Origin of the sequence: Shewanella hanedai, from assembly GCF_007197645.1 — a bacterium.
Classification (GTDB): Bacteria; Pseudomonadota; Gammaproteobacteria; order Enterobacterales; family Shewanellaceae; genus Shewanella; species Shewanella hanedai.
This window is the reverse complement of record NZ_VKGK01000005.1, coordinates 106,676-128,850: the sequence shown is the minus strand read 5'-3', so window position 1 is coordinate 128,850 and position 22,175 is coordinate 106,676. Positions and strand designations below refer to the sequence as shown.

The window sequence follows — 22,175 nt, the reverse complement described above, 5'->3', positions numbered from 1 at the left end:
AGTTTTCATTAGGAAATTAGTCACAATGAATCTTATTAACTATTTGAATAATAATTATTTTACAAAACAACAATTACTGGATTTAGCAAAGATCACAGAAACAGAGCTGCTTAATTTCCAACAGCAAAATGTGATGCCAAAGTGTTCCTATAAACTCAAATTACATTATACCAGCCATTCATTTTTTGGAGAGTTTAACGATCAAAGTGAAATCGAATATTACGCCAAGGGCTATTTATCATGGCTTGGTATTCTCAAGGTAACTGAAGATCCCCAAACTGTTTTTAATCTTTTTGCACTACGCTACACCAAAGCAATCACATATTTGAAAAATAGTGGGCATCACTCCGATGATAATACAGTTAACTCAGCATTAAACTTACATATTAAACAGGAATGGAAGAGCTTTCTTGAAGGTATATATGGCTTATGCACTCATTCAGGACTTCCTGAAGATATTGCCGCTAAAGAGGTCGCCATATTACAGATTAATGAGATGTTAGCACTTGATGAAACAGGAATTGATCTAACGGAATTAACCAAAGCCGTTAATTTATTGGATAAGTCTAGTGCTATGTTTGCCCCTCACGAGCGGCTAAAAAGTTCAAGACATCGATTGGTCGATGAAGTTCGTCGGTTATATACATTAACGCGCTAGTTTAGTGAATAAACAGATAAAACAAAGCCAGTGGAGCAAGGCTGACACTGGCTTAAGCTTTATTTCTACTATCTTGATCTGCCTAACAATGTATTCAGCTCAGTAAGACTAACCTGGAATAACATTAGTTGCGCATGGTCCTTTCTGACCTTCGCCGACATCAAATTCAACAGACTGACCGTCATTTAGCGTGGCATAACCACCGCCACTTCGGATCTCAGAATGATGAACAAACAGGTCTTTACCGCCATCTTCTGGGGTAATAAATCCGAAACCTTTATCTGCATTGAACCACTTAACTGTACCTTTACTCATATTCGACTCTTTATTTATGATATTGAATTATCGCAGTATCCTGCTCAGGCAGTATAGTGTAAAAAACAATCAGATTTAAACCTATTAACTCAAGATTTTGTTGATTATTTTTCGACCGATAAGTTTACACACCAAATAGTATAGGTTTCTAGGTACTGATTTTCTGATTTGTGTCATTAAATTCCCGGCAATAACTAAGGCAAGACCCAATGTAGAATACAGGGTCCAGTTATACCCTTCAAAAAAGCTAGAGGTGGCGAGTGCGACAATGGGTGTGATAAGCAAAAGGTAAGCCGCTTGATTTGCCCCTAACCTATCCACCAGCATCAAATATACTGTAAATCCGATCACCGATGCAGGAATCGCGAGATACAATAAGCTGGCAGCATATCGTGGGCTCATGTCAACATCGAGACTATGGCCATTCAGGTTGATAATAATCAACAGTGCAACACAGCCATACATCATTGCATAACAGGTCGCTGTGTAGGGTTGAATTTGATTGCGGCTATTATGGACACTGATCATGTTGCCCATCGAAAAACACCAAGTGCCGAGTAGCGAGAACAATAAACCGTAAAGCAATTCTGTCGACCAATTGGCTTGAATCAAATCAGCCCCGAACAACAAACCAATACCCGCTAGCCCTACTGTGACTCCCAGCCAAAAATTCTCTTTGATAGCGGTTCCATAAATGAGTTTGCCATGAACAGCATTAAACAGAGGAGCCGTTGCCATCACCACCGCCGTAAGCCCACTTGCGATATAGTGAGTTGAACTGTAAAACGCTAGAAAATTGCAACAAAAAAGACATAAGCCTTGCAGTGCAAAAAAGAGGTGTTGTCGTTTAGTTGTTGCTTGTAACTTTTGAAACACAACGCCAAAAACAAACATAAAAACAGCAGCAATGGCAAATCGATAGAAAATCGATACTTCCGTCGGCGTATCGCCCTCCTGCCACTTAATCGCAATCCATGAGAACCCCCAAACAAAAATCATTAACCCATATAAGATCACGTTCATACTTCATTCCAACTAACCACATTCGTTCGACGAGTGTGCCTCTATCTTTAATGGGTTTCTGTCACTATTCAGGCAAACTTAACACGATCTTGCGGTTAGTTTTGTCACAGGATTGTGAGTTCGAACTCCAAGCGTTAGTATTTAGTCATGAGTAAGAGTCAACATAAGTACATCAGTTTTAATGAGTCACATAAGCTCTGTTTCCGCCGACATGCGTTAACGGAGAATCTCAACTGGGCTCATTATCAAAACAGTCAAGAGCGCTTATTCTACGTCAACGACCAACAACACACCCTGAGCATGTATCTGTGTGGGGGTTATGAAACCCACCGAACAGACATTCAATCAAACTATGGTGCACCGGGTCGATTCTGTTTAATGCCAAAAGACAGTGAAAGCCGCTGGCAACTGGGCACGCCTCAACAGTTTATGCACCTCTATTTTGATGATAACTACCTTAAACAGCTCGCACTAAAAGTGTTCGACATGGATCCTAGAACCATCGCTCTGCCAGAGTTAACCTTCTTTGAAAATCCTGGGCTTGAATCTTTGTTTCGCCACAATATGGCTGATATGAATTGGCAGAATGAGAGTCCATTAGCCTTGGAGCAAGTCACCAACACCATCTTAGTGTCCTTGTTGCAAAACAGCGGGATGACCAAGACAGTCAAGGGCTTAAAAGGTGGACTTTCACCGCGTATTGCTAAGATGATAAAAGCATTTATTCACGCTAACTTTCATCGACAAATCTACCTTTCAGAGCTCGCCGAACTTGCCCAGCTCAGTGAATATCACTTCTGTCGAATGTTCAAAGAGAGCTTTGCGAGAACGCCTCAGGAGTACTTAACCTATATTCGGATTGAGCAGGTGAAACTCGGCATAAAAAACAATACTGGCAGTCTCATGGACATTTCACTGCAAGCAGGTTTTTCAAATCAAAGCCATATGGGCCGCAATTTTAAATCTCTGGTGGGAGTGACGCCAAAAGCTTTCCAAAAAAGTCTTTTCTAATCTCAGAAAACAGTCAAGCCTTTCATTTTGATTGTCCCGCCAAGAGAACACACTCAATATTCACTTAATCATCTAAGTTATAAGTGAAGAGTATTCATATATATAAATTAGCTATTGCAATCACTTCTCAAAGTGTTTAGTTTAATTACCAAGGGTTAGCGCACAAGCTAATCGTTTTTTATTGAGCCATCAGGCTCGTTAACATTACTAGAGACCAGATTATGAAAAAGCTTCTGAACACTATGCATCATCATCACCATATGCGGTAGCCTTCGGAAGCTCACTGCCGAAGGACTGTTTCCTTCTGGCGGTTGATTCAAATATATCAAAAACCCCTGGAAGGAATTCCGGGGGTTTTTCGTTTTAGCTTATCTAACTGATAAATAATGATTTGATATCAGTTAGAGACAACATTAAACAGATATTTGAATTAACTTATAGGAATACCATCATGTCAGAGTCAAACAGATTACGTATCGCCATTCAAAAATCAGGACGTCTCTCTAAAGAGTCCATGAAGCTTTTAAGAAGCTGTGGTGTCAAATTCAACATCAATGAACAACGCCTTATTGCACACTCAGATAACCTGCCAATCGATCTATTACGTGTTCGTGACGATGATATTCCGGGTCTGGTTATGGACGGTGTCGTTGACCTTGGTATCATAGGTGAGAATGTTCTCGAAGAGGAACAGATTGATCGTGAACGCTTAGACAAACCATCGACTTGCATTAAATTACGAGAGTTGGATTTCGGTGCATGTCGTCTCTCTCTAGCCGTACCAAACGAATTTAACTATGAAGATGCCACGTCACTTGAAGGCTTACGCATCGCCACTTCTTACCCTAACCTGCTTCGCCGTTATATGCAGAACAAAGGGATCACCTACAATGACTGTATGCTTAAAGGCTCTGTTGAAGTGGCCCCACGCGCTGGGCTGTCAGATGCTATTTGTGATTTAGTGTCAACTGGTGCAACCTTAGAAGCTAACGGTTTATATGAAACTGAGGTTATCTACAGCTCTAACGCTTGCATCATCCAATCTGCAAAAACTCAAACACCAGCAAAACAAGCGCTTATCGAAAAAATTCTGTCACGCATTAACGGTGTCGTGCGCGCTAAAGAGAGCAAGTACATCTTGTTACACGCGCCAACCGACAAATTAGAGCAGATTGTCGCCCTACTTCCTGGCGCAGAAAACCCAACCGTATTGCCACTTAATGATGACACCAACCGAGTGGCTATCCACGCTGTAAGTACCGAAGATCTTTTCTGGGACACCATGGAGGAACTCACGGAGCTTGGTGCCAGTTCGATTCTTGTTATGCCAATCGAAAAGATGATGGGGTAACACCATGGAGATCCTCAATTGGTCACAATTGACTGACACTGAGCAAACTGCGGCACTGGCTCGCTCACCTTTAGTGGGTGATGTCAGTCTGGAGCAAAATGTGCTCAATATCGTCAATCGTGTGCAGCAAGATAAAGATCAGGCATTAAAAGCCTATAACCTCGAATTTGACGGTGTCAGCACCGAGAGGCTACAGCTGTCAGTTGATGAGATTAATGCGGCTTGTGAGCGCGTCGATGTTGAGATAAAAAAGGCGATTGAGCAAGCCAGCAGTAATATCGATACATTTCATAAGGCGCAAGCTTTTGTGCCTGTCAGTGTCGAGACCCAAAACGGGATCCGTTGTGAATTACGATCGGAGGCTATCGAGAAAGTCGGCCTCTATATTCCAGGTGGCAGTGCACCGTTAATCTCAACCGTACTGATGCTCGCTCTCCCAGCTCAAATCGCTGGGTGTAAGCAAAGAGTACTGGTGTCTCCACCACCGATAAATGATGCCATTATCTATGCAGCTAAAGCCAGCGGGATCACTGAGATTTTCCAAGTTGGCGGCGCTCAAGCCATTGCTGCGCTTGCCTTTGGCACTGAAAGCATTCCAGCCGTAGATAAGATTTTTGGTCCTGGTAACCGTTATGTGACTGAAGCGAAACGTCTAGTATCTCAAGACAGTCGCTGTGTGGTCAGTATTGACATGCCCGCTGGTCCCTCTGAAGTTCTGGTCATTGCCGATAGCGATGCCAACCCAGATTTTATTGCCGCCGACCTATTGTCACAAGCAGAGCACGGGCCGGATTCTCAAGTCATGCTGGTTACTGATTCACAGGCATTAGCCGAGCGAGTTAATGTCTGCCTGACACAGCAGTTGGCACAGTTAAGTCGTAAAGAGATTGCCGCAACCGCATTGAGCGCGAGTCGCACCTTACTCGTCAACTCAATGGATGAAGCCACGGCGGTCTCTAACCGTTATGGACCTGAACACTTAATCATTCAAACCCAAGCCCCCCGTGAACTGCTTAGTTTAATTCGCGCTGCGGGCTCAGTATTTTTAGGCGCTTATACGCCGGAATCAGTGGGTGATTATGCCAGCGGCACCAACCACGTGTTACCCACTTATGGCTACAGTCGCGCTGTATCTAGCTTGTCCCTTGCCGACTTTTCCCGTCGTTTTACGGTACAAGAGTTGAACGCCGAAGGTTTACAGGGATTAGGCCAAACAGTCATGACCCTCGCTGCAGCAGAACTGCTCGATGCACACAAAAATGCCGTCGCCATTCGTTTAGCATCATTAGAGGCAAAGGGGTAAACATGAGTAAGCAACCACAAACCCTCGCCCAGCGTCTTGCAAGACCAGAGTTATTGGAGCTTGAGGTGTATCAATCTGCCAGACGCATCGGCGGCCGTGGCGATATCTGGATAAATGCCAACGAGTCACCTTTTAATAACTCAGATCTAGCAAATATAAACCGTTACCCAGAGTGCCAGCCACCAGCGCTTATCTCTGCTTACAGCTTGTACAGTGGTGTCAGCGTTGACAGCATTATTACTGGTCGCGGCGCCGATGAAGCAATAGAACTGCTTATTCGCACTTTTTGTAATCCAGGTAAGGATTCTATCGCCTGTTTTGGCCCCACTTATGGCATGTACGCCATCAGCGCAAAAACGTTTAATGTCGAGGTTAAGGCGTTAAATTTAACACCTGAGTACCAATTGCCAAGTGATATTGTCAGCCAAACTCAAGGGGCAAAAATTGTCTTTATCTGTAACCCCAATAATCCAACAGGCACGGTTATCGACAAAGCAGATATCGAACAGGTCATTAAGCAGTTACCCGATACTATCGTCGTTGTCGATGAGGCTTATATTGAATTTTGTCCAGAGTATAGTGTCGCACCGCTCATTGAAAAATATGACAACTTAGTCGTATTAAGAACATTATCGAAGGCATTTGCATTGGCTGGGGCTCGTTGTGGATTTTTGATGGCAAACCCACAGATTTGCGACATGGTGATGCGTGTTATTGCTCCCTACCCTGTGCCACTGCCGGTATCTCAAATGGCCACAGCAGCCCTAAGTGAAGACGGCATTTCATTAATGAGAGAGCAGGTTGCTAGTTTGAAAGCCTGTGGCGCTCGGTTAAGTGATGCATTGCAAAACATTGGCGCTAAGGTGCAACCTGCAAACGGTAACTTTGTACTGGCAGAATTTGATTCTTCAAAAGTCAGCGAGCAGCTGCAAACCGCCGGTATCGTCGCCAGAGCCTATAAAGATCCAAGGCTGGCTAACTGTATTCGATTTAGTTTCAGCGACCAAGCCGATACAGATGCACTTATAAATGTATTAACCCAATAGGTTATTGGCTAGATACTTTCAAAAATAATCAACAGCATTGAACAAATTTAAGGGTTAACACAACATGAAGCAGAACATCTTATTTATCGACCGCGACGGCACTATGATTGAAGAGCCTGTAACAGACAAACAGGTCGATAGCTTGGCTAAACTCGTATTTGAGCCACTACTCATCCCTTCTCTACTCAAGCTACAAGATGCAGGCTTCCGACTTGTGATGGTCAGTAACCAAGATGGACTCGGCACGCCTTCATTTCCAAAAGATGACTTTGATGCGCCTCAAAATATGATGATGCAGATTTTAGAGAGCCAAGGTGTGATTTTCGATGCCGTGTTACTTTGTCCACATTTCGATGATGAAAACTGCAGTTGCCGCAAACCTAAACTGGGCCTAGTAAAAGACTACCTTACTTTAGGCAAGGTCGATTTTACCCGCTCAGCAGTCATCGGCGATCGCCACACCGATATGGGTCTTGCCGACGCCATGGGCGTTAAAGGTCTGCAATATAACCGTGAAACTCTAAACTGGAGTGACATCACTGAACAACTGTTAATCCGTGAACGAGTCGCCACAGTCGTTCGAACAACGAAAGAAACCGATATTCGCGTCACCATCGATTTAGATTCACAAGAGAAAGGCAGTATTGAAACTGGCATCGGCTTTTTCGACCACATGCTAGAGCAGATCTCTACCCACGGTAACTTTAAGATGGATGTGGTTGTCGATGGCGATCTTGAAATTGACGATCACCACAGTGTAGAAGATACCGCATTGGCAATAGGTGACGCGCTCAGACAAGCTCTAGGTGATAAACGTGGTATTGCCCGTTTTGGTGATGCATTTGAACAAGCCATTCCGATGGATGAAGCCAGTGCAGCATGTTTGCTCGACCTGTCTGGTCGCCCGTTTATTAAGTTTGAAGGTGAGTTTGAACGCGAGCTTGTCGGCGCGATGGCCACCGAAATGGTGCCACACTTTTTCCGCTCATTTTCCGACGGTCTACGCTGTACGCTGCATTTAACGACAAATGGCAACAATGATCACCATAAAGTTGAAAGCCTGTTTAAAGTATTAGGTCGTACGTTACGTCAAGCAGTCAAAGTGGAAGGTGACCGTCTACCATCGAGTAAAGGGGTACTTTAACCATGTTTGAGAACTCAACAACAGTGAGCTTAACTCAAAAGGAAACCCCATGAGCCAGACCACTGTCATTATCGATACCGGCTGCGCCAACTTAAGCTCAGTGCGCTATGCATTCGAGCGTCTCACTGATGATGTTATCGTCAGCGACGATCATCAGGTGATTAAAGCAGCACAAAGAGTCGTGCTTCCCGGCGTTGGCACTGCGGGGGCGGCAATGGCCTCACTAAGAGATAAACAGCTAGTTGAGCTTATCCAAGGGCTGAAACAACCTGTACTTGGGGTCTGTTTAGGCATGCAGATGATGGGAACACTCTCGAAAGAGCAAGGCGGCAAACTTATTGATTGTGAATGTTTAGGGCTTATTCCGACAAACACCACTGAACTTGATAGCCAAGGTCAACCGCTACCACATATGGGGTGGAATCAAATTGAACCCTCGGCCCATCCCCTTTTTAATGGCATTGAAGCGGGAAGCTATCTCTATTTTGTTCACAGCTACCGAGCGCCAGTGAGCGAGTACACCATCGCCAAATGCCAGTACGGGGAAACCTTTAGCGCAGCTATCGCCAAAGATAACTTTATGGGCGTACAGTTTCACCCAGAAAAAAGTGCAGCTGTGGGCGCAGCCATTTTGCGTAATTTTTTAGCCTTAGACACTGCATCATTAAACGCTATTTTACAGGAGACGATGAGATGATCATTCCAGCAATCGATCTTATTGAAGGCCAAGTAGTCCGTCTCTATCAGGGCGACTATAACCAGAAAACCACGTTCGATTTAAGCCCGCTTTCGCAGCTTAAGTCCTATCAAGATCAAGGAGCCAACTGGCTTCATATTGTGGATTTGACTGGGGCTAAAGACCCACAAGCGCGTCAAACAACACTGATTGCTGAACTCGTAAACGGTTTGGATGCAAATATTCAGGTAGGCGGTGGCATTCGTTGTGAAGCGCAAATGGCCGAATTACTTGAAATAGGCGTTAAACGCGTCGTTATCGGCTCCCTCGCCGTTAAAGAAACGGCTTTAGTACAAAGCTGGTTTAAAAAATATGGCGCCGATGCCATCTGCTTGGCACTGGATGTCAATATCAATGAGCAGGGAGAGAAAATAGTCGCGGTGTCGGGATGGCAATCCGGCGGCGGTAAAACCTTAGAATCCTTGGTTGAAGCGTTTAAACTGTTTGGACTCAAACACGCGTTAGTGACAGATATTAGCCGTGATGGCACATTAAAAGGAGCCAATACCCAACTCTATCAAGAGATTGCCAGTGCCTATCCACAGATACAATGGCAAGCCTCTGGCGGTATCGCCACCCTTGACGATGTGGCAGCGGTCAGAGACAGCGGTGCCAATGGCATCATCATCGGCAAGGCCCTATTGATAGAGAACTTCACGGTTGAGCAAGCCATCACGTGCTGGCCCAATGCAACAGGAGCAGAGTAATGCTAACCAAAACGATAACAGCTCCTTGTCTTGAGCTTTCTATGACGGTAGCTGTAACCTCAAATTCGGTGGAGGTTTTTTATGCTAGCTAAAAGAATCGTGCCTTGCCTTGATGTCAAAGACGGCAAAGTGGTTAAAGGTGTGCAGTTTCGCAACCACGAAATTGTCGGTGATATCGTTCCCTTGGCCGCAAGATACGCCGAGGAAGGCGCCGATGAGTTGGTATTTTACGATATTACCGCCAGTGCCCATGACCGCGTAATTGATAAAAGCTGGGTGAGCCGAGTTGCCGAACGCATCGATATCCCCTTCTGCGTCGCCGGCGGCATCAAGACTCTGGCACAAGCTCGTGAAAAACTCGCCTTTGGCGCTGATAAAATATCGATAAACTCACCCGCACTTAGCGATCCCAGTTTAATTAAACGTTTGCAGGATGAGTTCGGGCGTCAATGTATCGTGATAGGTATCGACTCCTATTATGATGAGTTGAGTGACAGCTATAAAGTGAAGCAGTTCACCGGTGATGAATCTGCCACTAAAGACACGCAATGGTTTACCCAAGACTGGGTCGAAGAGGTGCAAAAACAGGGCTGCGGTGAAATCGTGCTTAACGTGATGAATCAAGACGGCGTTCGTCAAGGTTACGACTTAAAACAGCTCTCAATAGTGCGGGCTATTTGTGATGTGCCACTTATTGCTTCCGGCGGTGCGGGCACCATGGCTCATTTTAAAGACGTATTTGAGACTGCTAAAGTCGATGCAGCGCTTGCCGCAAGCGTATTTCATAAAGGGATCATCGACATCAATGCGCTAAAAGCCTACTTAGCCAAGCACAGTATCACGATCCGCTGCTAACACATTGACAACTTCCCCCCATTTTACAGCTTATGCTAAAAGCTTGAGTAAAAGGATTGAACATGACAGACAAGAATATCGACAATGCGACGCTATCTAATGCCCTAGACTGGGACAAGCAAGATGGACTTATTCCAGCCGTGGTGCAAAACCATCTTACGGGCAAAGTACTCATGCTCGGCTATATGGATAAAGCGGCATTGGAAAAAACCGTGACAACCGGCGCTGTGACCTTTTTTAGTCGCAGTAAAAAGCGTTTGTGGACCAAGGGAGAAACCTCAGGTAACACGCTTAAGCTAGTCGCCATCGACAAAGATTGTGATAACGACAGTTTGTTAGTACAAGTGCTGCCAAATGGGCCAACTTGCCACCTGCAAACCGAGAGTTGCTGGCCCGATGGCAATGCACACCCTTTCTTGGATAACTTGGCTAACCTAATCGCTTCGCGTAAAGGTGACGATCCAAAATCGAGCTACACCGCACATCTGTTCGAGAGTGGTACTAAGCGTATCGCTCAAAAGGTAGGTGAAGAGGGATTGGAAACCGCCCTTGCCGCGGCGACCCATGATAAACCAGAACTCATTGATGAAGCGTCTGACTTGCTCTACCACTTATTAGTCCTACTGGAAGACCAGGAACTTAAGCTAGCTGATATCACTGATAATTTGCGTAAGCGCCATATAAAATCCAAATAACGGCGTGATTTTAAACGATAAACAACAAGGCCTCTGAAATGAGGCTTTATTATTTAAATCTCGTTCAATCAACAGTATACTTGCAACCTTTGTTAGCTTAATGTTTAATAAGTAAGTCAAAGGTATCAATTTGAAATACTGGCATATTTTTCGTACCATCCTCATTCTCAGTACCTTATCTCCCAGCTTACTTTATGCACACTCTGTCACCTATTTTGTCACCGAACATCAAGCTGAGCCTTTGCAAATTATCGACGATACTGGCCAACATCTGGGTATTATCAGTGACATTGTCACCAGCGTACTTAAAGGTTCGACGGCTTCAGCGATACCAAAGGCATACCCATTTAAACGTATGCTGCATATGATGGAGAAAGAGAAAGATGGCCATTGGCTAAGCTATGGATCCCCCGCTTGGTTCAACACCTCAAGTGTCGAAGTTCAGAATAACCGCCTATCAATACATTCACTATTCGATGTCTCGCATTTACTGCTTACCGAAACCAAAGCACAGTTTCATTTTTCTCGAATTGAAGATCTATTTGGCCATACAGTGATCACCTTAAAAGGCTTTACCTACCCAGGTTTAGACGCTTATCTGGCGAGTGGACAGATAGCAAAAATAGAGGTCGGCAGCCATAAAAACGCCTTAATGGCGCTTAAAGCAAGGAGAGGATTAGCCTTTGTCACCATGAAAAATCGAGCACTTTATACCTTAAAGATGTCAGGTAAAGAGAGCCACAAATACCAATTTGCTGATTTTTCATCTGTTATCCATTCCTACCCCATTCACCTGGCCTACAGTAACGGGCTACCTGACGATTTGATTGAGATGATTGAAAGTAGAATTTTAGAATTGAAAGAAAGTGGTGAAATAGACGCGATAATTGAACGATACCAACATTAATACCAGTTCCATTAAATAAGTGATCAATTCAGAGCCGCTCAGGCTTTTTAATTTAAGGCACATTGATGAAGAAATGGTTATTCCCTTTTAAGTTAATGTAAAGCAGAAGTGGAATGCCTGAGAGGCTCACGTAGTGCGGGTTTCAAAGCCCTTTATGCTACGTTAGAGGCTTTTGATATAGAATAACTATTAGCTTCAAGCCTCCGTCTTGCCTACAGGGCTTTGAACTCCCGCTGAAAGATCACATTATTAATGGAATTGGTATAACAATATAACCCCGCATCTTTTCATTTAAACTTCTATCACCAACCCCCTAAAAATTAATACTTTTTAAGCTTATATGCCAATGTTTATCTGTTAAACAAAAAACACTGTTTACGACTGTGTTTCTGCCCCTAAAAAGCTGTTGCAACCAGCAACATCTGCTACAATTCCCGCCGAAATCATCCAATGAATAAAAGACCCTATGAATCTCTCTAATAAAGTTCTAGCTGTTAATGATGATCTTCCTATTCGTACAGATAAGGCCGTTCATTCAGGTAAAGTTCGCAGTGTTTACTGGCTAACAGAGCAAGATAGCGAGCGCTTGATCAAAGAAAAAAATTACAACGTTCCAGCCGACACGCCACTTGCCATTATGGTCATCAGTGACCGAATTTCAGCATTTGATTGTATCTGGCAAGGTGAAGATGGCCTCAATGGTGTTCCTGGTAAAGGAGCTGCGCTAAATGCTATCTCGAATCACTGGTTCAAGCTATTTAAAGAGAAAGGGTTAGCCGACAGCCATATTCTCGATGTGCCACATCCTTTCGTATGGATTGTTCAAAAAGCAAAGCCAGTAATGGTTGAAGCCATCGCCAGACAGTACATCACAGGCTCAATGTGGCGTGCTTACACTAAAGGTGAACGTGAGTTTTGTGGTATAACTCTGCCTGAAGGATTAGAGAAAGATCAGAAGCTACCTGAACTATTAATCACACCATCAACAAAAGGTGTATTAACGGGACTTGAAGGCGTACCTGAAGCCGATGACGTCAATATATCTCGCGCCGATCTTGAACGTCATTTCGAAGGGTTTAATTTCCATAGTCCGTCAGATATTGATCTGTATGAAAAGCTGCTAAAAGAAGGTTTTGCAGTGATCAGTGATGCACTTGCCACACAAGATCAAATCTTTATCGATACTAAATTTGAATTTGGTTATGTTAAAGATGCTAACGGTACCGACAAGCTTATCTATATGGATGAAGTTGGCACACCTGACAGCTCACGGATCTGGGATGGTCCCGCCCATCGCGATGGCAAGATCATCGAAAAGTCGAAAGAAGGCTTCAGACAGTGGCTACTGAACCACTTCCCAGATCCAGATATCTTGTTAAACAAAGAGCGCATGCCAGAGCGTTTTGCACTCGCTGCCGATAATAAGCTTCCACAATCAGTTATGATGGATATCTCTAACACCTATGTGAGTATTGCCGAGAAAGTGATCGGTAAAAAACTGATAATTAGTGAAGATCCTAAACAGGATATTATTGATATTCTGCGTGATGAATATCAATTAATCACTGCATAACACATTCAATTTATCTGAATGTTGTTGAGCTAATCTGTCGTAAATGGTTCGTGATTTAGTGAGCTATTACCCATAAAAAAACCGCAGTTCCAGTTTAAAGGATTGCGGTTTTTTATTTAGTAAATTTTGCTGTGACAGTATTGGTCAACAAGTGGCATTATCTAAGGGTTGGAAATTCATCAGCCATTTTGTCGAATATTTTTAATGCTATCTCCTTAAAACCATCAGACGTTGGGTGAATTTCATTTAGCCATTCACTTTTACCATTCAATGTTCCCTTGGTATCAACCACGATAAACTTCTCTCTTTCATGACTGATACTCAGTATTTCATCGCCTATCTTCTCCATGAATATTTTAATGACATCGGCCTGTAGATCTTCCTTAATATTGACCTCATCCATAAACCTTTTCATCCAGGCTTGGGTTTTAATCAATCCACCTAAGAAGTGGCCTCCAACGAGTGACGGAAAAGGGTAATCATAAGTATGTGTGATCACGATTGTCTCAGGACTGTAGTGATCTCGAATATCTAAAAGCTCTTGATATGCTAATCCGATTTGTTTGATTTTGCGGTCTAATCGAGAAGTGTTTATACATTGCTCTGCAGTGGTATAACTTGCACCATCACTATTTAAAAAACGGTCAAAATCATTATGCCCAACAACATCGTTCCCCCCGCCACTAAACAATAATAGATCGACAGGCTTTCTATTATTTCTTTTTGTGTGCCATCTAAACACATCAACTAATTGATGTTTCTGTTTGCCAGAAATCATATCAACCGCTTCATCGCCATTAGAAGCCATAGAGTAAAAGTTCGCTTTACCACGGGTCCACTCGCTAATGTGACTAATTAAGTTTGACGGCTTACCTGCAATGAGCCATTTAGGCGGATAGGCAAACCAAGAGTCTCCTTCACTGACAATATTAAGCCGGTCGGGAAACCGAAGTCTCATCTGAGTAAACTCTGTGTTATTGGACGTTTTGCTTTTTCTTTTTAAACGCGCAAGATTATTTCTAGGTTTTGGCATGATTAGCATCTCCATGTTGCGGTAAACACTCTGCAACTTTTAACCAATTAGCCTTACATTTGGCACGCTTTTAAGCAACAAAGCAAGTATGCTTGATGTTCGATTATACAAAGGAATGAAGGTGAAAAATAACGCCTATATCGTTTTCCAAAATTCACTTGAATCTATAAACTTTAATAAGATAACAATAATAATCACTTACAAGAAATGAAGGAATAATTCATGAGCTTCAAAGTACTCTCGATACCCATTTTAGCCCTATTGTCTGCCTGCACCGCCTCCACATCATTTCAATCGACTGATCCTGACGTGACTTTGCATGTTAATAAAACTGCAGCTATATCACTAAGTGAGCCATCCGAGCATACCTATACCGCCACTAAAGCTGAAATTGAGCGAGCTCAGCTGTATTTTGACCATAAAAGTTAACGCCAATTTTATGCTTAACCAAGAGTATTAATTCAAGCATTAATACTCTTTTCTCTCTATTCTCTGTAGATTATTTACTGGGAAAAGGATGCGCTCAATCAGGAGCCAATGCATCCGTTTCACCGTCATAGTAATCCTTGGCATCACTTGCCCGACTAATGTGCCTTAACTTGCTCTGGCCAGCTTGGCTTGTCATTGCCAGTATTTTATCAGAATCAGGGTACTCACAAATATCAACAGGCTCATTGGTACCGAGGCACAAATAGCGTAAATCTTCATCACCGGTGTTGATGATCTGATGTGCAACCTCCCTTCCACCTGGTGGACAGGCAATAATATCCATTGGCACTACGTCATACTCTTGGTCGCCGAAACGCAAAGTGCCCTTTCCTGCCAATATCAAAAACATCTCTTCGTTAACTCTATGATTATGAAAGGGACAAACTCGGTTACCAGGCGCTAGCACTGAGACACTGTAACCCAGTTTCTTTGCCCCAATTTTATCGCTCACTGAGTAATACGTTTCGGCAAACTTGCCTTGTTTACTTTCGAAACCATCTGACAGCTGGTTAAGATTGATCACTGGTTTCATCAATAACTCCTATTTTTCTCTGCAGACTAAATATAAACACATGCCTAAGACATCCCCCTAAACCTAGCATACATCCCCCCCTAATTAAACGAAGGCTATTAGGGGACAAATAGACATAACGTCAAAGACTTTCTTCATAGGTGATCTTGATTTAGCTAGCCTCTCAATAGAGAGTGCAGGAATTAAAAAACTAGCGTAATACCTATGTAAATAGAACTAAACAAGTTGTAATACATTTAAATTAAACTGCACCTAATACAAGTTTATTAGTTAAACATCAATCACTGACCAAATAAAAATAAGAGCTAAATATATTAGACTAAAGTCAAAGTTGATACTTAAGAACAATTTTAATTTATTTTGTTTTCACATTTATTTTCTATATTTTTCATGGGCATTAACAAGCCACCTCATATTCATTCGACCAAAGTATAACCTAATTAATTTGAACGACAGACTATAAGTCTGTACATATAATAAGCACACAAAGTTAAGTGTAAGACTTATATTTAACGATTAAACTAATAAAATAAACTGGAGAATAAACATATGCTGTACAAAAAAATACGATTGGGCTTTGTTACTGCCATGATTTCACTTTTGTATATCAGCTCGCCAGTGCTTGCTAATGATACTGAAAACTTCATCGGTTTCTTTAATAGCATAGGCAACCCAAATTATAATTTTACCGGCAGTAATACCGGAACTATCTACCCCAGTAACAATCCGCCATCAGTCAATCAAGCTCAAGAAGCACTGCATATGCTGGAGTTTGCTGAGGCCGCTTATACCAGCAACCAAACACCTTCCGGCTGGTCACGACTCGAGGAACATGCCAAGGATTCTGGCTTTAACGCCGTTGTCTTTACTACAGGCTCACAGATAATCATCGCCTACAGAGGAAGTGAGTTGGGCACATCTGATTGGGTGACCGACGGCGGACTGACCGCTGGCGAATTCCCTCTGCAATATGTTCAAGCTATGGCACTCGCGAGTAGTATCAAAACTCGCTATCCCGCATATGATGTCAAACTCACCGGTCACAGTTTAGGTGGCGGGCTGGCAACAGCATCAGCCTTACAGTCAGGATTAGACAGTACGGTGTTTGATGCGACAGGTATAAACAACAATATTTATCGTTACTTAAGCAATGCTCAAGGCGAGGAACAAGTTAAAGAAAACGCCAAGCTAATTACAAATTATAACCTTGAAGGTGAATTTGTGTCAGATACAGATAATCAACAAGATGCAGATGTTGTCGGCAACTTAGAATCTGGAACGTTACAATACGGCGACATATTCTACCTTTCAGATGATAGATTTAACCCCATATTGTTTAATAACTCATTAGCACGTCATTTAACCCCACCACTAAAAGAGGAACTGGCTTTCCTATCTAATCCTTTTTACCGTTACAACCCTTACAATTTAAATGGATCAGACAACGATATTAATCCATTTCACTTTTATATTGATTTCACTCCCGATGATTTAGATATCAGTTTTTTTCTGACTTTCTATGCCATTAACTCTTTACCCAGTTTAATCAATGATATTACACCCTAACTTGTAAAACCAAACTAACTTGAATTAACTTAATTAACAAAGAGTTGTGTTTGTACTTAACAACTCTTGCTTAAACTTAATTAAAGGGTCGACTTGATACCATTTTACAGTTCATCGTTATTCATTGGTTATTGGCAAGTTAACAGAGTTGTAAATGTGACATTCGTCACATAATATATTTTGATTTAGGTTCATTTTAATAGACACAAACTATGTGACATTATGAGATTATTATGAAAATTAAGATCAGCACACGAGATTTTGAACTACCAGACTATCTAGAAGAACACATTGAAAATATGTTCTCTAAATTTGATAAATTTAAAATATCTTTTACCAGCATTGATGTATTCATGAAGTTTGAAGAAGACCATAAATTTATGGTTGAAATAGCAACTAAATCTAATCTTGGGCAAACCGATTCAAACGGAGAATCGAAAGAGTTAATGGAAGGTGTTAATGAAGCATTCTCACGACTAGAACGTCTACTCATTAAGAAAAAAGAAAAGCCTTTGGCTCATCGTGCTGAACATGCAAAAGCACAGAAAGAACATTTAGTTGATGAAGATAATGACAGTCCGTTAATTGATTAACAGTTCTTGCTTACTGCCACTCAATAGCAACTTAATTGAGTGGCAGGCTGTTAGCCTACACATCTTAATTACACTATTCATGACCATTGTGTTTGCAGATAAGCTGACGTATAGGTTCAGGTTTACCATAGTAATAGCCTTGAATATAGCGCCCTCCAAGTAGATTTATCTTGTTCAGTTCAAGTTCCGTTTCCACACCTTCGACAATGACACCAAGTTGAAGCTTTTTAGCTAGGAGGATAACGGATTCGACAATATGAGCGACGTCTTCATCTTCTTGAATGACACTAACAAAGCTCTTATCGATTTTGATTTTATCTACCGGAAAATCCTTTAAATGAGTAAGTGATGACTGACCCGTACCAAAATCGTCCAGTGCAATGTTAAAACCTATTTTCTTTAATCTGTTGAGCGCAAGTTTAGCCTTAATGGGATCAGCAATAAAAGTAGACTCGGTGATCTCGATTAGAATTTTACCAGGAGTAATATTAAAACTTTCGGCCAAAACCTCTATTTTATCGACCAATGCTTTGCTGTAAATTTGGTTTGAACTGAGATTAAACGATATGTAACTCAACGTGGATTGTAAACTGTCCTCAATCTCCTTCCAAGCTGTGACCACTTGTGTAAAGAGAATGATAAATACGTCATCTATCAGACCGGTTTTTTCCGCCACAGGGATAAATATGTCTGGCCTTATGATATCGCCATCAGGGCGGATCCATCTTGCAAGCACTTCAAACGCGATGATGTCATTAGTGACAGAGTCAACAATAGGTTGTAGAAAAGGGACGATTTCAGCATTTTTTATTGCTTCAATGAGTTCAACTTCTACTTCAACTCTTGGGACGATGTTGGTGACCATTTCATCACTGAATATGGTGTAGTTATTTCCCCCTAATTGCTTCACTGAATACATTGCAATATCGGCATATTTAAAGAGTAAATCTAACTTGTTCGAATGGTGAGGGTAAATGGACACTCCAATAGAGGGAGATATTCTGACCTTAGTGCTTTTTTCGGCAATGTAGAAAGACGTAGTAAAACTCTCATGCAGGCTTTTTAGGAATGTATCGAGAGTTAACTGAAAATCTTTTGATTTTGTCCGTTGATTAAACAAAATGCAAAACTCATCCCCACCAAAACGTGATATTAAAATCTTGCTTTGGAATTTATCAGACAATCGATTCCCCACCAAGACTAGCAGTTCATCACCATAGGTATGCCCATAGAAATCATTCACTTTCTTGAAATCATCCAAATCAAGATAAGCAATAGCAAACAGTAACCCTTTAGTCTCATAGTTTTTAAGGGCTATATTTAAGTGCTCCATAAACAAAGTTCGGTTAGGGAGTTGAGTTAAACTGTCGTAATAACTGAGCTGCTTCAGCTCATCTTCATACTTTTTCCGGTCTGTGATATCACTAAAGGTACAGACATACTCTCTTTTGGCTGAATTACTATTCCTGCTTGTCGTGTCGATAGACAACTGGATGGGTAATAGCCTTCCTAATTGTGTTGTAACGACTAGCTCACCTCGCCATGAGCCTAATCGATTGAGATCTGATTTTATTTTATTGGTTATTTCAGCTGAGTTATTGTTAATTTCAAAAATGTTGAACCTAGAGCCATTGGTAGAATTTGATCCGTATTCGAGGGTATTATTGTAGGCTGAGTTGCTTTCTATTACGTGGAATTGATGATCAACAACGCATATTGATTCAGATGTATTTTCAAAAATGGTCGATTTCAGTCGAAGATGTCTATTTTTCTCTATAAGTGCTCGGATCGAGCGAATACGCTCTCTCAAAAATATGGTAATGATCAGGGAGAAAATGAGTACGTATATAAAGTAGGCTAGATTACTTCGCCACCAAGGAGGCGTGATGACGATTTCCAATTCATTAATTGGACTCCACACCATTTCATCAAAGCTTGATCTAACTTGAAATCTGTATGTACCGAAAGGAAGGTGTGCAAAATTAACATCTTCAAAGCTGTGCTGACTGTATAGCCAGCTATTCGACATCCCTTTTAATCGATATGAATATTTTAAGAGATGCGCATGAGGAGAGTTAATTGCTGAAAACTTGAGTAAAAATGAGTTTTGCTCATAAGGGAGAGTAATACTTTCAAGCTCATTTAACTCTATAAATGTGACTTCCATTTGTTCATAAAGTGTATCTAATTCTAAAATATTGACTTTAGGGGGCGTAGACAACACTGTAACTCGATCCGGGACAATTCTGACAACACCACTTTCGGTGCCCATATAAATATTATTTTCATGTACATATCCTGAATTTACAGTGAATTCAATTTTATTTAATGCACTATTTGTAAATACCTTTTTAAATTGAGTGGTATTCGTGTCGAAAAATAACAACCCTCTATTTGTGCCCAAGAAAAAAAGCTCATTATTAAAAGGAGCTTGTATCATGCTGTAAATGATTTTCCCACCAAAATTGGCTGGAGGTACGAAGTTGTTTACTTCTCCTGACACAAGGTTAATTGATGTAATTCCTTTGTCTGTAGAAACCCACAATCTCTCATCAACAAATATGCTTACAAATGATTTTTCAATATATTCACTGGTTCCTTTAACTTTTCTTACCTCGGATGTTTCACTGTCGACTATTAATATATCAGAAGAACTCGTGTTTACTATCACCTCATCATTATTAATATTAACAATGCTATAAATTTTAGTTCTGAATGTTTTCTCTATAAGTTCAAAACTTACATTACCTTTTGTATCGTAAGGATGAGTTGACTTAAACAACCCATTATCGGTGCCAATCCAAAGGTGATTTTTTTCATCAAGATATAGACTGTATACATAGCTTTCATCTTCATCTGAAAAAATCAATTGTTGTTCTATTCTACCTTTATCATCTAAACGCCAAAGGCCATCAAATGTACCAGCAAAATACTCACTTTTTATTTTTAAAAATGATGTAACTGTAAAGTTATTTACTTCACGCTGGTTCTCATCCACTGTGTCAGGTTCTATATTAAAAGCAATGCCATTAGGTGTACCGAACAAAAAGTTATTGTCTTTAAATATTATTGCATTTGTGACTGTCGATGTTTTATCAAGACCACTGCCAGTAGGCACAATCTTAGTCACTACTTGCTCTTCTGGTATATAACGATCTAAAGATGAATCGAAGCCAGCACTCCAAATAGAATTATAACTATCTTTAAATAAACGGAGCTTTTGATCTGATGATAACGTTGTAACATTATTTTCATCAGATACATCCTGATCAAACTTATTGTTATTGAATGATAATATACCAGAGTAAAATGTCGATAACATGAAACCGTTTGGTTCAAATTCCAGTATGTCAGTTACTATATACTGTTCACTGCCATTCAATTTACTTTTGGGATATTTAAAGCGACCTACCAATTCTAAACTAGGAGAATACAAATATAAGTATTTCTCACCAGCCAACCAAACACCTTGATTATTGACATAGGTTTTAATAAATCGGTCATCATCAAGGGTTATGTTTTCAACGTTCACGACCGAACTGATGTCATCAGTTGAATCTAACGTGGTGACAGTAAGACCTGTGGACTTTGTTATGTGGTATATTTTGTTTTCTGAAACGATGACATCTTGAAGCCATAGTTCGCGTGAATTGTTATTATCAAACCAACTGACCTTATTAATATTGTCACTATTTACATTATAATAATAAATGCCATTCTTTCTGGAACGTAAAATGAGGGTATTTTCATCTAAGTAGCTTATTTGTTCAATTGAAAACTTGGTTGTAGTGACATCATGAGGATATTGAATATATTGGAATTCTTCGGTTTTCGGGTCAAATAAGGATAAACCGTATTGACTGCTAATCCAGATCCTTCCATCTTTTGATGGTAAGAGAGCTTTAACAATCGGTAAGTTAGTTTCTGTTTTCGATACATTGTTATAGAGTTTTGATTCAGAACCATCAAATCGAATGACGCCTTCGCTACATGCTATCCAGATATAACCATCTTCAGTTTCTGTTACATTCAATATTTGATTCGGACTATCCTCGAGTTTTTCAAACATTCGTTCATATACATAAGCCTCTGTATAAAAACTCACCAACATGAAAAAAACAAAACAGAGGCAAACTAAGTCATTAATAATCTTTAGTTTTATTTTTCTATCAACCATATTGAGTACTCAAAAGTCCATGTTTGCTAATATGACAACGCTATCATAAATAAAAGTACACAATGACAAACATAATATCTACGTTTGCATTACATTTACATAGAACTTTTTTCTCAAATTAATACCGTTAACAGCATAATTAACTCACCTAGCAGACTTAGACGACATAAAACATTAGTAAAGAATCGTCGTTAATTCAATCGCCATCGTTCACCCAATAAACGTGTAGTTTTGATAAGTGCTACCTAACGACTGTCCACAACGGATAGGACTTTATTCAGTTTTCATTCTAAATGCTCGCAATAGACATGGAGTACTGCAATCGATGTACGCCGACTTTCTTCTGGATATAGAAACCTTGCAATATTTAGGAAGATAAATGGTAGGTGGTTAGCTTGGGGAGAGTAAATGGTTGTTAGGGTATCCCCAGCATAGCCGGGGAATTACCTATGTTCAATCAG

The 22,175-nt window shown here is 41.0% G+C and carries 20 protein-coding genes and 1 other annotated feature; of the genes, 15 read left to right on the top strand and 5 right to left on the bottom strand.

What is annotated here, in order from left to right:
• The first annotated feature begins 25 nt into the window (after positions 1–25).
• Complete coding sequence (locus FN961_RS06185; protein WP_143563686.1) at positions 26–658, top strand: DUF6058 family natural product biosynthesis protein; 633 nt, start codon at positions 26–28, stop codon at positions 656–658.
• Positions 659–766: 108 nt separating this feature from the next.
• On the opposite strand, the gene FN961_RS06180 is transcribed toward FN961_RS06185, so the two are convergent.
• On the bottom strand, positions 767–973 hold the full coding sequence (locus FN961_RS06180) for a cold-shock protein (protein WP_143563685.1): 207 nt from the start codon (positions 971–973) through the stop codon (positions 767–769).
• Positions 974–1,057: 84 nt separating this feature from the next.
• A complete protein-coding gene (locus FN961_RS06175) occupies positions 1,058–1,996 on the bottom strand; it encodes a DMT family transporter (RefSeq protein WP_143563684.1) in 939 nt (312 codons plus the stop codon).
• A gap of 147 nt (positions 1,997–2,143) precedes the next feature.
• Between FN961_RS06175 and FN961_RS06170 the strand changes: the two genes are divergently transcribed.
• The 11 genes from FN961_RS06170 to FN961_RS06120 all read left to right on the top strand — a co-directional run bounded on the left by FN961_RS06170 (position 2,144) and on the right by FN961_RS06120 (position 13,324).
• Complete coding sequence (locus tag FN961_RS06170; protein WP_143563683.1) at positions 2,144–3,007, top strand: helix-turn-helix transcriptional regulator; 864 nt, start codon at positions 2,144–2,146, stop codon at positions 3,005–3,007.
• 244 nt (positions 3,008–3,251) lie between these two features.
• Positions 3,252–3,371 (top strand) — a sequence feature (His leader region).
• Between the two features lie 87 nt (positions 3,372–3,458).
• Positions 3,459–4,358 carry an ATP phosphoribosyltransferase gene (hisG, locus tag FN961_RS06165; RefSeq protein WP_143563682.1) on the top strand — a complete coding sequence of 300 codons (900 nt, stop codon included), beginning with the start codon at positions 3,459–3,461 and terminating at the stop codon, positions 4,356–4,358.
• Positions 4,359–4,362: 4 nt separating this feature from the next.
• Positions 4,363–5,661: a histidinol dehydrogenase gene (gene hisD / locus FN961_RS06160; protein ID WP_143563681.1), complete on the top strand. Its 1,299-nt coding sequence runs from the start codon at positions 4,363–4,365 to the stop codon at positions 5,659–5,661.
• Positions 5,662–5,663: 2 nt separating this feature from the next.
• Entirely contained in the window at positions 5,664–6,707 is a 1,044-nt protein-coding gene (gene hisC / locus FN961_RS06155) for a histidinol-phosphate transaminase (RefSeq protein ID WP_143563680.1), read from the top strand.
• Between the two features lie 64 nt (positions 6,708–6,771).
• Complete coding sequence (gene hisB, locus FN961_RS06150) at positions 6,772–7,851, top strand: bifunctional histidinol-phosphatase/imidazoleglycerol-phosphate dehydratase HisB (RefSeq protein WP_143563679.1); 1,080 nt, start codon at positions 6,772–6,774, stop codon at positions 7,849–7,851.
• Between the two features lie 49 nt (positions 7,852–7,900).
• Positions 7,901–8,548 carry an imidazole glycerol phosphate synthase subunit HisH gene (hisH, locus tag FN961_RS06145; RefSeq protein ID WP_143563678.1) on the top strand — a complete coding sequence of 216 codons (648 nt, stop codon included), beginning with the start codon at positions 7,901–7,903 and terminating at the stop codon, positions 8,546–8,548.
• The gene (gene hisA / locus FN961_RS06140; RefSeq protein ID WP_143563677.1) at positions 8,545–9,294 is read left to right on the top strand and encodes a 1-(5-phosphoribosyl)-5-[(5-phosphoribosylamino)methylideneamino]imidazole-4-carboxamide isomerase; all 750 of its coding nucleotides are present in this window, start codon (positions 8,545–8,547) and stop codon (positions 9,292–9,294) included. The genes hisH and hisA overlap by 4 nt, the downstream gene beginning before the upstream one ends.
• A gap of 81 nt (positions 9,295–9,375) precedes the next feature.
• Positions 9,376–10,149, top strand: coding sequence for an imidazole glycerol phosphate synthase subunit HisF (hisF, locus tag FN961_RS06135; RefSeq protein ID WP_143563676.1), 774 nt, complete (start codon positions 9,376–9,378; stop codon positions 10,147–10,149).
• A gap of 62 nt (positions 10,150–10,211) precedes the next feature.
• Positions 10,212–10,844, top strand: a complete 633-nt coding sequence (hisIE, locus tag FN961_RS06130; protein WP_143563675.1) for a bifunctional phosphoribosyl-AMP cyclohydrolase/phosphoribosyl-ATP diphosphatase HisIE — start codon at positions 10,212–10,214, stop codon at positions 10,842–10,844.
• Positions 10,845–10,974: 130 nt separating this feature from the next.
• A complete protein-coding gene (locus FN961_RS06125; RefSeq protein ID WP_143563674.1) occupies positions 10,975–11,751 on the top strand; it encodes a substrate-binding periplasmic protein in 777 nt (258 codons plus the stop codon).
• Positions 11,752–12,217: 466 nt separating this feature from the next.
• Positions 12,218–13,324, top strand: coding sequence for a phosphoribosylaminoimidazolesuccinocarboxamide synthase (locus FN961_RS06120; RefSeq protein WP_143563673.1), 1,107 nt, complete (start codon positions 12,218–12,220; stop codon positions 13,322–13,324).
• 157 nt (positions 13,325–13,481) lie between these two features.
• Here FN961_RS06120 and FN961_RS06115 read toward each other — a convergent pair whose 3' ends face one another.
• Positions 13,482–14,357 carry an SGNH/GDSL hydrolase family protein gene (locus tag FN961_RS06115; RefSeq protein ID WP_143563672.1) on the bottom strand — a complete coding sequence of 292 codons (876 nt, stop codon included), beginning with the start codon at positions 14,355–14,357 and terminating at the stop codon, positions 13,482–13,484.
• Positions 14,358–14,579: 222 nt separating this feature from the next.
• On the opposite strand from FN961_RS06115, the gene FN961_RS06110 reads away from it, so the two are divergent.
• Positions 14,580–14,786: a hypothetical protein gene (locus FN961_RS06110; RefSeq protein ID WP_143563671.1), complete on the top strand. Its 207-nt coding sequence runs from the start codon at positions 14,580–14,582 to the stop codon at positions 14,784–14,786.
• A 94-nt stretch (positions 14,787–14,880) separates the two neighbouring features.
• Here FN961_RS06110 and FN961_RS06105 read toward each other — a convergent pair whose 3' ends face one another.
• Complete coding sequence (locus tag FN961_RS06105) at positions 14,881–15,378, bottom strand: cupin domain-containing protein (RefSeq protein WP_143563670.1); 498 nt, start codon at positions 15,376–15,378, stop codon at positions 14,881–14,883.
• 549 nt (positions 15,379–15,927) lie between these two features.
• On the opposite strand from FN961_RS06105, the gene FN961_RS06100 reads away from it, so the two are divergent.
• On the top strand, positions 15,928–16,944 hold the full coding sequence (locus FN961_RS06100; RefSeq protein ID WP_143563669.1) for a Tle-like phospholipase domain-containing protein: 1,017 nt from the start codon (positions 15,928–15,930) through the stop codon (positions 16,942–16,944).
• A 233-nt stretch (positions 16,945–17,177) separates the two neighbouring features.
• Complete coding sequence (gene hpf / locus FN961_RS06095) at positions 17,178–17,537, top strand: ribosome hibernation-promoting factor, HPF/YfiA family (RefSeq protein ID WP_143563668.1); 360 nt, start codon at positions 17,178–17,180, stop codon at positions 17,535–17,537.
• 73 nt (positions 17,538–17,610) lie between these two features.
• On the opposite strand, the gene FN961_RS06090 is transcribed toward hpf, so the two are convergent.
• Positions 17,611–21,714 (bottom strand): EAL domain-containing protein, encoded by a 4,104-nt coding sequence (locus FN961_RS06090; protein ID WP_143563667.1) that lies wholly within the window; start codon positions 21,712–21,714, stop codon positions 17,611–17,613.
• Between the last annotated feature and the right edge of the window lie 461 nt (positions 21,715–22,175).